10 protein-coding genes are annotated in these 11,226 nt (G+C 70.4%); 7 read left to right on the top strand and 3 right to left on the bottom strand.

The features are described from left to right. Window positions 1-885, top strand: an 885-nt coding sequence (locus tag J0695_RS34380) for an oxygenase MpaB family protein (protein WP_206968692.1), incomplete at its 5' end; no start/stop codon positions are given. Here J0695_RS34380 and J0695_RS34375 read toward each other — a convergent pair. Next, window positions 848-1,873 (bottom strand): LacI family DNA-binding transcriptional regulator, encoded by a 1,026-nt coding sequence (locus J0695_RS34375; RefSeq protein ID WP_206968691.1) that lies wholly within the window; start codon window positions 1,871-1,873, stop codon window positions 848-850. The genes J0695_RS34380 and J0695_RS34375 overlap by 38 nt on opposite strands. A gap of 75 nt (window positions 1,874-1,948) precedes the next feature. Beyond that, complete coding sequence (locus J0695_RS34370) at window positions 1,949-3,439, bottom strand: M1 family metallopeptidase (protein ID WP_206968690.1); 1,491 nt, start codon at window positions 3,437-3,439, stop codon at window positions 1,949-1,951. Between the two features lie 199 nt (window positions 3,440-3,638). Between J0695_RS34370 and J0695_RS34365 the strand changes: the two genes are divergently transcribed. From J0695_RS34365 to J0695_RS34355, 3 genes are all read left to right on the top strand, one after another. Next, complete coding sequence (locus J0695_RS34365; protein WP_206968689.1) at window positions 3,639-5,594, top strand: Xaa-Pro dipeptidyl-peptidase; 1,956 nt, start codon at window positions 3,639-3,641, stop codon at window positions 5,592-5,594. A 56-nt stretch (window positions 5,595-5,650) separates the two neighbouring features. Continuing rightward, window positions 5,651-6,877, top strand: a complete 1,227-nt coding sequence (locus J0695_RS34360; RefSeq protein WP_206968693.1) for a M14 family metallopeptidase — start codon at window positions 5,651-5,653, stop codon at window positions 6,875-6,877. A gap of 77 nt (window positions 6,878-6,954) precedes the next feature. Then, window positions 6,955-7,266, top strand: coding sequence for a hypothetical protein (locus J0695_RS34355; RefSeq protein WP_206968688.1), 312 nt, complete (start codon window positions 6,955-6,957; stop codon window positions 7,264-7,266). 51 nt (window positions 7,267-7,317) lie between these two features. Here the strand turns inward: J0695_RS34355 and J0695_RS34350 are convergent, their stop codons facing one another. Continuing rightward, complete coding sequence (locus J0695_RS34350) at window positions 7,318-8,241, bottom strand: NAD(P)/FAD-dependent oxidoreductase (protein WP_206968687.1); 924 nt, start codon at window positions 8,239-8,241, stop codon at window positions 7,318-7,320. A 67-nt stretch (window positions 8,242-8,308) separates the two neighbouring features. On the opposite strand from J0695_RS34350, the gene J0695_RS34345 reads away from it, so the two are divergent. From J0695_RS34345 to J0695_RS34335, 3 genes are read left to right on the top strand one after another with little or no spacing between them, the layout of a single operon-like run. Then, window positions 8,309-9,316 (top strand): oxidoreductase, encoded by a 1,008-nt coding sequence (locus J0695_RS34345; RefSeq protein WP_206968686.1) that lies wholly within the window; start codon window positions 8,309-8,311, stop codon window positions 9,314-9,316. A 7-nt stretch (window positions 9,317-9,323) separates the two neighbouring features. Further along, window positions 9,324-9,533 (top strand): RNA methyltransferase, encoded by a 210-nt coding sequence (locus J0695_RS34340; protein ID WP_206968694.1) that lies wholly within the window; start codon window positions 9,324-9,326, stop codon window positions 9,531-9,533. A 13-nt stretch (window positions 9,534-9,546) separates the two neighbouring features. Continuing rightward, complete coding sequence (locus J0695_RS34335; protein WP_206968685.1) at window positions 9,547-11,184, top strand: ABC-F family ATP-binding cassette domain-containing protein; 1,638 nt, start codon at window positions 9,547-9,549, stop codon at window positions 11,182-11,184. Window positions 11,185-11,226 lie beyond the last annotated feature (42 nt).

Here is an 11,226-nt window from a genome sequence, read left to right as displayed (position 1 = left end):
ACCGCCGACCCCCTGCCTCCGCCACCCGGCGGGGTCCTGTGGAGCGAGGCGGGCGATCTCCGGATGCTCCTCACCCTGCCCGCCGCACTGGTGATGCAGGTCGCCCACCCGGCCGTCGGCGCCGGGGTCGACGAGCACTCCGTGTTCCGGACGGATCCCTGGGGACGCGGCGAGCGCTCCCTGCGCTCCGTACAGCTGTGGGTGTACGGAGGGGAGGCCGCAGCCGAGGAGGGCCGGCGGCTGCGCCGGATGCACCGGACCATCCAGGGCACCGACACCCGGGGCCGCCGCTACCACGCGCTCACGCCCGCTCACTACGCGTGGGTCCACGCCACCGGCTTCCCGGTCTTCCACCACGCGCGGAAATACCTGGGCCGCCCGTACACCGACGCGCAGGAGCGGCAGCTCTACGCGGAGTGGCTCCAGGTCGGCCGGATCCTCGGCATCCACGACCGGGACATGCCGCAGACCATCGAGGCGTTCTGGCCGTATTACGCAAAGATGCTCGCCGAGGAGATCGAGGCGACCCCCGTCGTCAAGGAGCTCCTCGCCATCGACACCGTGATCGCCGCCCCCGATCGCGGCCCGCTCCCGCTGCGCCTGCTGCTGCGGATGCTCTGGCCGGTACTGCTGCCCCCGATCGCCCGCTTCCGACGCTTCGTGACCATCGGTTTCATGCCGCCCGACGCGCGCGAGGCGATCGGTCTGGAGTGGACGGACGCACAGGAGCGGAAGCTGCGCCGGTTCGGCCGGGTCGTCCGCGCCGTGGTGCCCGTACTGCCCGAGCGGCTGCGCTATCTGCCGCTGGCCCGCGAGGCCCGCGCCAGCCATCGCCGGCGCGGCCGCCTCATGCGGAAGCCCGGCGCACCAGTTCCGTCTCCATGATCACCGAGTCGGGCGTGGGGCCTTCCCCCCGGTCCAGGCCGCTGATCAGCAGCCGTACCATCAGTCGCCCCATCTCCTCGATGTCCTGGCGCACCGTGGTGAGGAGCGGGGTCGTGGTCTCCACGACCGACGCCATGTCGTCGAAGCCGACCACCGCGACATCCTCCGGGATCCGCCGCCCGCGCTCCTGGAGCACTCGCAGCGCACCCTTCGCCATGAGGTCGTTCCCGGCGAAGACGGCATCCAGATCCGGGTGGCGGTCGAGGAGTTCGGCCATCGCCCGGGCCCCGCTGTCCGCAGTGAAGGCGCCCTGGGCGATGAGCGTCGGGTCGCCGTCGGCCAGGACGTCCCGGTAGCCGTCGAGCCGGTCGATGCCGGACGTCTGGTCCTGCGGGCCCGCGATGTGCGCGATCCGCTGCCGACCCAGGCCTGCCAAGTGGCGTACGGCATCGCGCGCCCCGCCCCGGTTGTCGCAGTCCACGTACGGCACGGCGAGCTCGGCCCCCGCGCCCGTCCGCACCGGGCGCCCGCCGAAGACGGTCGGGATGCCGACCTTGTGGGTGACGGCGGGGAGTTGGTCCTGGGTGTGCAGGGAGAAGGCGAGCGCGCCGTCGACATGGCCGCCCGCGAGATAGCGCGCGATCCGGTCGTAATCCCCGCTGCCCTCCACCATGAGCAGTACCAGCTGGGAGTCGTTCGCCGTCAACTCGCGGCTGATCCCGCGCAGTTGAAGGGAGAAGAACGGGTCGGAGAAGATCCGTATCTCCGGCTCGGCGATGATGACGGCCACCGCGCCGTTGCGCCGCGTCACCAGGGTCCTGGCCGCGTGGTTCGGTACGTAACCGAGCTCGTCGACCGCCAGGCGCACCCGCTCCACCAAGCGCTCCCGCACCCCCGCGCCGCCGTTGACAACGCGCGACGCCGTCGCCCTGGAGACCCCCGCACGGGCCGCGACGGCCTCCAGGGTGGGCCGGATTCGGTCAGGCACAGGGGCTCCTCGGCGGCACGCGACGGGCGGTGGACCTGCAGCGTATCCACCGCCCGTCACGTAGCTGCTGCCGCGTCAGTGCTCGTGGACCGTGTTCGTCGCGGTGATCTGCTTCCAGGACTTCGGCTGGGCGGGCGTGGCCGCCGAAGTCGCGATCCGCGCCTGGGCCTTGGCCGCCGTGGCCGGCTTCACCGGCTGGAACAGCCAGGTGTCGAAGAGGCCGGCGAGCGGCTTGCCCGAGACCTTCTCGGCGTACTTCTGGAAGTCCGCCACCGAGGCGTTGCCGTACGCGTGATCCTGCGGCCAGCCCTTGAGGATCGCGAAGAAGGCGTCGTCGCCGATGTCGTTGCGCAGCGCCTGGATGGCGAGCGCGCCCCGGTCGTAGACGGGGAGTTCGAACTGGTTCTCCGCGCCCGGGTCACCGGGCTTGATCGTCCAGAACGGGTCGTCGGCCGGGTGCGAGGCGTACACGTAGTCGGCGAGCTCCTGCGTGGTGCCCTCGCCCTCGCTGTCCGACCAGAGCCACTGGGCGTAGCGGGCAAAGCCCTCGTTGATCCAGATGTCCTTCCAGCCCTTGAGCGAGACGTCGTCGCCGTACCACTGGTGGGCCAGCTCATGGACGACGACCGAGACGTTCGAGCCGCTCGCGAACTGCTTCTGGCTGTAGAACGGCCGTGTCTGGGTCTCCAGCGCGTACCCGGTCGTCGTGTTCGGCACATAGCCGCCGACCGCGCTGAAGGGGTACGGACCGAAGTACCCGCTCAGCCAGTCGACGACCTCGCCGGTCCGCTCTACGCTCGCGCGCGCCGCCCCGTCGTTGTCGCCCAGGTCCTTGCTGTACGCGTTGACGACGGGGATGCCGGAGTCGGTCGTGCCGGTGGTGATGTCGAACTTCCCGACCGCGAGGGTGGTCAGGTACGTCGCCTGCGGCTTGTTGGAGCGCCAGTTGAAGGTGGTGCGGCCCAGCTTCGAACTCTGCGACTGGAGCGTGCCGTTGCTGATCGCCTGGGTACCGTCCGGCACGGAGACCGAGACGTCGTAGGTGGCCTTGTCGAGCGGGTGGTCGTTGCTCGGGTACCACCACCACGCGGACTCGGGCTCGTCGGCCGCGACCGCGCCGTCGGGGGTGCGGTGCCAGGTGGAGAAGCCGTACGCGGTCTTCGTGGACGGGACCCCGCTGTAGCGGACGACGACCGTCACCGACGTGCCCTTGGCCAGGGGCTTGGCCGGGGTGATCTCCAGCTCGTGCTGGCCGGAGGTGGCGAAAGAGGCCTTGGCGCCGTTGACCCGTACCTCGCTCACGTCGAGCAGGAAGTCCAGATTGAAGCGGGACAGGTCCTGCGTGGTCTTCGCCAGGAGCGTCGCCGTGCCGTCGAGGCGGTCGGTGTCCGGCTGGTACCTGAGTCTGAGGTCGTAGTGCGAGACGTCGTACCCGCCATTTCCGTACGCGGGGTAGTACGAGTCGCCGATGCCCGGGGCTCCGGGCTTGAAATCTGCTGCCGATGCCGGGATCGCCAGCAGCAGCGAGGCAGCGAGCACGCTCGGGACGATCAGTCTGCGGTGCACGATTGCTCCAAGTCATAGGGACAGAAGATCCCTTGGAGCCTATGCAGTCATCGGTGCATCAGTCATGGACATGGTCGGTGCTGTCACAGAATTGCCATCCCGACGCCATGCGCTCTGTCGCCCCGTGAGCGACTTGGCCCGCTTTGACACGTCTACTGCCCCCTGTTGTACGGGAGTTGACCGGAGTACCTTCCGGGCCATGCCGATACGCAGAACACTGGTGGTGGGGGCCGTAGCCGCCCTGATGGCCGTACTCGACTCGCCGTCCGGGGCGCAGGCCGCCCCGGCCCGGGAGAGCAGACCCGTCTACTCGTACGACAACGCGATACGCGAGTCCGTATGGGTGGACACCGGACTCGACGGTGATGCGGACGGCAAGGCCGACCGGGTCGCCGTCGACATCGTCCGGCCCAGGGAACCCGCCCAGCAGGGCCGGAAGATCCCCGTGATCATGGATGCCAGCCCGTACTACTCCTGCTGCGGGCGCGGCAACGAGAGCCAGAAGAAGACGTACGACGCCAACGGCAACGTCGTCCAGTTCCCGCTCTTCTACGACAACTACTTCGTGCCCCGCGGTTACGCCTTCGTCGCCGTGGACCTCGCCGGAACCAACCGTTCCGACGGCTGTATCGACATCGGCGGCCACTCCGACATCCAGTCCGCCAAGGCCGCCGTCGACTGGCTCAACGGACGCGCCCGCGCCTACACGACCCGTACCGGCACCGCCCGCGCGGCGAAGGCCGACTGGACCAACGGCAACACCGGCATGATCGGCAAGAGCTGGGACGCCACCATCGCCAACGGCGTCGCGGCCACCGGAGTCGAGGGCCTCAAGACGATCGTCCCGATCGCCGGCATCTCCTCCTGGTACGACTACTACTTCCAGCAGGGCGCCCCGCTCTACGACTCGGGCCCCGACTCCCTCGCGGAGTACGTGGACAGCCCCGAGCAGCTGGCCCGCTGCGCCGCCGTACAGAAGAAGCTGGTCGACGGCGCCCCGCGCACCGGGGACTGGACCAAGCTCTGGAGCGAGCGCGACTATGTGCGCGACGCGGACAAGGTGAAGGCCAGCGTCTTCGCCGTCCACGGCATGCAGGACCTCAACGTCCGCACCAAGCACCTCGGCCAGTGGTGGGACGCGCTCGCCAAGAATGGTGTCGAGCGCAAGATCTGGTTCTCCCAGACCGGCCACGTCGACCCCTTCGACTACCGGCGCGGCGCCTGGGTGGACACCCTGCACCGCTGGTTCGATCACTACCTCATGGGTTACGACAACGGCATCGACCACGAGCCGATGGCCGACATCGAGCGACACCCCGACCAGTGGTCCACCGACAAGGTCTGGCCGCCGCGCGCGACCGACACCACCAAGGTCCGCCCGCAGACCGGCAGTTCGGCCGGCGTGGGGACCCTCGGGCTGAAGGCAGCCAAGCCCGGAGCCACCGAGACCTTCACCGACGATCCGGCCCAGGACGAGACCAGCTGGGCCTCGGCGATCGACACCTCCACGCCCGCCAAGACCGGCTTCACCACCAAGCCGCTCACCAAGGACCTGAGGCTCTCCGGCTCCTCGACGGTGACCGTCACCGCCACCCCGAGCACGGCGACCGCCCACCTCTCGGCCGTCCTCGTCGACCTCGGCCCCGACACCATCCGCGACTACGCCTCCGCCACCGAAGGCATCACCACGCTCACCACCCGCAGCTGCTGGGGTGCGAGCACCACCGGTGACAGCTCCTGCTTCCTCGACACCAAGGCGAGGACCGCAGCCGTCGACTACACCGTCTTCAGCCGCGGCTGGGCCGACCTGGGCAACTACGCCTCCGACAAGAAGGGCCGCCCGCTCACCCCTGGCAAGGCGTACACGATCACCATCGACCTGGCGGCGACCGACCACATCGTGCCGGCCGGACACCGCCTCGCCCTGATCGTCGCGGGTACGGACGCGGGCCTCATCGACCCGCCGAGCACCACGCCGACCCTCACCGTCGACCTCGCGCACACCTCGGCGAACCTGCCGCTCGTCGGCGGCTCCAGGGCCTTCGCCCAGGCCACGTCCGGTACGGCACGGGCGCTCACCCCGTCCCGTCTTGACGGCGTGGGCGTGCCCGCCGCGATCCGCCCGTTCGCCGTCCCCGGGGGTGCCGCCCGGTGACCGCGCGCCCGCGCATCAGGCCGCTCGCCCTCGGGGCCGTCGCCGCTGCCGCCGCGATGCCCCTGATCACGGCACCCGCACAGGCGACGTCCACCCCGCCCCGTACCGGCTTCGAGACCAGCGACGGCGCGAACTGGACCACCCAGCCGGGCGAACAGGCGTTCCTGGCCGCCGTGGACCGGGGGAGCGCCCGCACCACGGTCCGCACCATCGGCACCACGAAACAGGGCCGTCCGGTCCAACTGGTGCGGATCGGCTCGCACCGCACCGCCGACGTCATGCTGCTCATCTGCTCGCAGCACGGCGACGAACCGTCCGGCCGTGAGGCGTGTCTGACGACGGTCCGCAATCTCGCGTACGCGAAGGACGCCGCGACCCGGCGCTTCCTGGACCGCACCACGGTCCTCGTCGTCCCGACCGCCAACCCGGACGGCCGCGCCGCCGACACCCGGGGCAACTCCGACGGTGTGGACATCAACCGCGACCACCTCGCCCTGAAGACGGCCGAGGCGCGCGCGATGGCCGCGGTCATCCGCGACCAGCGGCCCGATGTCATCTACGACCTGCACGAGTACGGCGCCACCGTGCCGTACTACGACAGGGACCTGATGGCCCTGTGGCCGCGCAACCTCAACACCGCCGACCGGGTGCACGCCGAGGCCAACGCCCTCTCCGAGAAGTACGTCAGACCGACCGCGGGGAAGGCAGGCTTCAGCAGCGGGATCTACGGCATCTGGACCGACCCGGTGACCGGAGACCCGATCAAACAGACCGCCGGTGACGGTCAGGAACGCATCCTGCGCAACATGGCCGGGGTCAAACACGCGGCGGGCCTGCTCGTCGAGACCCGGACCGACGCGCTCAGCGAGGCCGAGAAGGCGGACGCCTCGCTGAACCACCGGCGGCGCGTGAACACCCAACTGGCCGCATTGAAGGGCGCGTTCAGATTCGTGGGAGAGCGCCGCGGAAGCATCGAGGCAGCCACGACCGCCTCGCGCCTCGCGGGGTTCAAGGACCGCGGCCCGGTCTATCTCGGCGGCGCGGACAACGACCCGGCGAAGGCGGAGCAGATCCTCCAGGACCCACCGTGCGGCTACCGGCTCACCGCCGCTCAGTTCGCCGACGTGGGGGACGAACTCGCCCTGCACGGAGTCATATCGAAGGCGGACGGCGCCGGGGTGCTCGTACCGCTGCGGCAGTCGCAGCGCGCCCTGGTTCCGCTCCTCCTCGATGAACGTGCCGCATATCACCTCACGGAGGGAGAAGTCGCCACAGACTGTTGATCTTGTCCCGGTAGGGTGGCGGATGATCATCCGCCACCCCCCAACGGGTCCTCAGGGACCGGGATTTGGAGAAGTCTGTGATTCGACGTACAGCGACGCTCGCCGTCACGGCCGTGCTGGCCGGCGGCCTCCTGCTGGCCGCAGCACCGGCCCAGGCGGCCACTGCCACCGGCGCGCACACCGCCGCGACGGCGAGCGGCCCCATCACGTGCGACCCCGCGCTGCTGCGCAGGCAGGCCGCGCAGGCGGACCAGCGGGCGGACGAGGCGAGGCGTGCGGGGAACACGGCCGAAGCCAACAGGCAGGCCGCACTGGCCGCCGCGTACCGCAAGCAGGCCAAGCAGTGCGAGGATGCGGAGAACAGCAACGCGCCCTCGTTCCACGGCTGATGAGGTAGTACAGGTCGCCGGACGGGCGCCGCATGGGGCCCGCCCGGCGAGTTACCTTCGGTCGGTCAGCCGGGCGGCAGCCCTCGCACAGCCCCAGGCCACTGTCACCCCCGCGCCCCCCTGCCCGTAGTTGTGCACCAGCAGGAGAGGCGTTCCCGTCTCCTCCCGCTCGATCCGGACGCTCGGCCGCACGGGCCGCAGTCCGACCCGGTGCTCCAGCACCTTCGCGTTCGCGACCTCAGGACGGATCCGCGCACACCGCGCCACGATCGCCTCGGCGACGGCCGGATCGGGCCGCAGGTCCCACACGTCCTCCTGCGCGGTGCCGCCAAGGATCAGTCCGCCCGGTTGCGGGAAGGCGTACGTGGTCTCGCTCGACGTATGATCGACGGAGGTGAACCACTCCTCGATGCCGGGGTTCTCCACGACCACCAACTGCCCGCGCACCGGCCGCACTTCCGGATCCGGTACGAGATCGCGCGCACCGAGCCCGGTGCAGTTGACCACGGTGCCGGCAGGGATCTCGTGCAGGTCGGTCACCGCCCGCTCCTCGACAGTGCCCCCGGCCGTTTCGAGACGTGCCCGCAGCCACCCGAGATGCACCGGCATGTCGATCAGCGGGAGCCGTGCCCACAGCCCTTCCGCGTCCTCCGTCAACCCCGCCACGTGCTGTGCCCAGGGCCCCAGACCGTCGAGCCGTTCCCCGTACTGCACCCCGTTGACCAGCCGCACACCGGTGGCCCCGGGGTCGGCGGCCAGCTCCTCGTACACCCGGAGCGATTCCAGCGCCCAGTCGCCCACCAGCCGCTCGGGTTCGATGCGGTACGGCCACCAGAGCGCCCCCGCGACAGCCGAGGTGGTCCCACCGGCCGGATCGCGGCTCCACACGCGTACGCGGTGCCCGCTCTCCGCGAGCACGATCGCCGTTGTCAGACCTATGACGCCGCCGCCCACCACGATCACTTCGCTGCTCATCCACCGGACCGTAGCGGAATGCGCGATGCCGTGCTCACAACGCCGAGAAGGTGGGGATACTCACCTCATGGCTGCCGATTACGCGACGTTCGGTCTGGCCCCGGCGATGCGGGCCGGAGGCGTTCTGGCCGACGGCGCCTACCAAGTGCACCGGGACTTCCTGGACTTCATCGTCGACGGGAGGCCGCTGCTCTTCCAGCTGTCCGACCTGGACGCGGTGTCCCCGCTGGCCTCCGACGTGCCACCCGCCATCTTCACCGCGCACGTACGCAGTCTTCTCCTCGAAGCGGAGGCCCCGCTGTCCGGAGGCCGGTACGTCATCTACGGCTGTCCCGAGTGCGAAGGCCTCGAATGCGGTGCGGTGACCGCGGTCATCGAGGAGGACGAGGGCGACATCGTCTGGCGCGACTTCGCCTGGCAGACCAGCGAGACGGCCGACCTGGAACGGGACGGCTACCACGGCATCGGTCCGTACCGCTTCCGCGCCGAGGAGTACCGCACCCAGCTGGAACGCCTGCGCGCCCCCGAGCGCCGACGCGTCCTGCTGATCGGAGCCCGGGTGGCCGTCCTCGCCAGACTCGCGGCAGCGCTCCGTACGATCGGCATCGGCGCGGAGATCGCCGCGGACACGGCATTCGTACCGCCGGAAGAGCTGCGCACATACGGTGCGGTGATCTTCGGCAAGGCGGTGAGGGAGCGGGAGCGCGCAGCCGTACGGCAGGCCTTCAGCAGCGCCGGAGCCGATGTCGCGTACGTCGACGGCCTGGCCCCGGTCATCCCGCTCCTGGTCGCCCAGATCGAACACGCCCTGGACCGTGGCCCGTTGGGGCGGCGGCTGACGGGGCTGCTGGTGGCGGAGGGGGAGGCGAGCGTGGAGGTGACGTCGGCCTGCCGGGTACGGCTGACGGCGTACCGCATCGACCGCCTCAACCGGGTCCACACCCAGGAGGTCTTCGACGCGGTGCTGGAACCGGGCACACACCGGATCCCACTGGACGCCCGGGCGGCCAAGGGCGGCTCCTTCGTCGTGGCACGTACGACGGGAAGCGTGCTCACCGCCACCAGAACCCGCTGACCTCTTCTTGACGCGCCCCTCGCACTGCTTCGCAGGCTTCGGCCCGCTGCGCCGGACTCCGTCCGTCGTGATGCAGTCCGACCCCGAAGCCCTCGATCTCCTGGACGCCTGCGTGGAGATCCCCATGATCGGCACCGGCGCCAGCCTCAACGTGGCCGTGGTCGACTCCCTCGCCCTCTACAAGCTCGCGGGCCTCCTCCGATCCCCGGCCGATTAGGATCGGTCTCCTGATGACTGCAACCCTCGTCGCCAAAGATCTCGCCGCAGGCCACGGCGACCGCTCGCTCTTCTCCGGACTCGACCTCGTCGTGGCGCCCGGGGACGTGATCGGTCTCGTCGGTGTCAACGGTGCGGGAAAGTCCACGCTGCTCCGTCTCCTCGCGGGCCTCGACACTCCTGAGGACGGCGAACTGCGCCTCTCCCCGCCCACCGCCACGGTCGGCCACCTCCCGCAGGAGCCCGAGCGCCGCGAAGGCGAGACCGTACGCACGTTCCTCGCTCGCCGCACCGGTGTCGCCGCGGCGCAGACCGCCATGGACGAGGCCACGCAGGGCCTGGTCGACGGCACCCCGGGCGCGGACGACGCGTACTCCGTCACCCTGGAGCGCTGGCTCGACCTCGGCGGCGCGGACCTCGACGAGCGCGCCGACGAGGTGGCGGCCTCCCTCGGCCTGACCGTCGGCCTCGACCAGCCGATGACGGCGCTCTCCGGCGGCCAAGCTGCCCGCGCGGGCCTGGCCTCCCTCCTTCTCTCCCGGTACGACGTCTTCCTCCTCGACGAGCCGACCAACGACCTCGACCTGGACGGCCTCGAGCGCCTGGAGCGGTTCGTCGCGGGTCTGCGTGCCGGCACCGTGGTCATCAGCCACGACCGTGAGTTCCTCACCCGCACCGTCACCAAGGTCCTCGAACTGGATCTCGCGCAGCAGCAGATCACCCTGTACGGCGGCGGGTACGAGGCGTACCTCGAAGAGCGCGAGACGGCCCGCAGGCACGTCCGTGAGGATTTCGACGAGTACGCGGACAAGAAGTCCGCCCTGGAGGGCCGCGCCCAGATGCAGCGCGGCTGGATGGACAAGGGTGTCAAGAACGCCCGCCGCAAGGCGACGGACAACGACAAGGCCGGCCGTAAATTCCGCAGCGAGGCGAGCGAGAAGCAGGCCTCCAAGGCCCGCCAGACGCAGCGCATGATCGAACGCCTCGATGTCGTCGAAGAGCCCCGCAAGGAGTGGGAGCTCCGTATGGAGATCGCGGCGGCGCCCCGCTCGGGCGCGGTCGTGGCCACCCTGCGCGACGCGACGGTCCAACGGGGCGACTTCGCCTTCGGCCCGGTCCACCTGCAGATCGACTGGGCGGACCGGGTGGCGATCACCGGGGCCAACGGGGCGGGCAAGTCGACGCTGCTCGGCGCGCTCCTGGGCCGTATCCCGCTGAACACCGGCCACGCCGCGCTCGGTCCGGGTGTCGTGGTCGGCGAGGTCGACCAGGCCCGCGGCCTTTTCTACGGTACGGAGACGCTGCTGGCCGCGTTCTGCGCGGCGGTCCCGGACACGGAGCCGGCGGAAGTCCGCACGCTGCTGGCCAAGTTCGGCCTCAGGGCGGAGCACGTACTGCGCCCCGCGACGACACTCTCCCCGGGCGAGCGCACCCGCGCGGCCCTGGCGCTCCTCCAGGGCAGGGGCGTGAACCTCCTGGTCCTGGACGAGCCGACCAACCACCTGGACCTCGTGGCGATCGAGCAGCTGGAATCAGCACTCGACTCCTACGAGGGCACGCTGCTGCTGGTCACGCACGACCGCCGCATGCTGGACGCGGTGCACACAACGCGCCGCATCGAGGTAGCAGACGGCAAACTCACCGAGGGCTGATCAAGCGCGTCCGACCGGCATTTTTCGAGCCCACCCTGGGGT

Origin of the sequence: Streptomyces beijiangensis, assembly GCF_017315755.1 — a bacterium.
GTDB classification, from domain to species: Bacteria; Actinomycetota; Actinomycetes; order Streptomycetales; family Streptomycetaceae; genus Streptomyces; species Streptomyces beijiangensis.
Note: the sequence above shows the minus strand (reverse complement) of the source record. Positions and strands in the feature narration are given on the sequence as shown.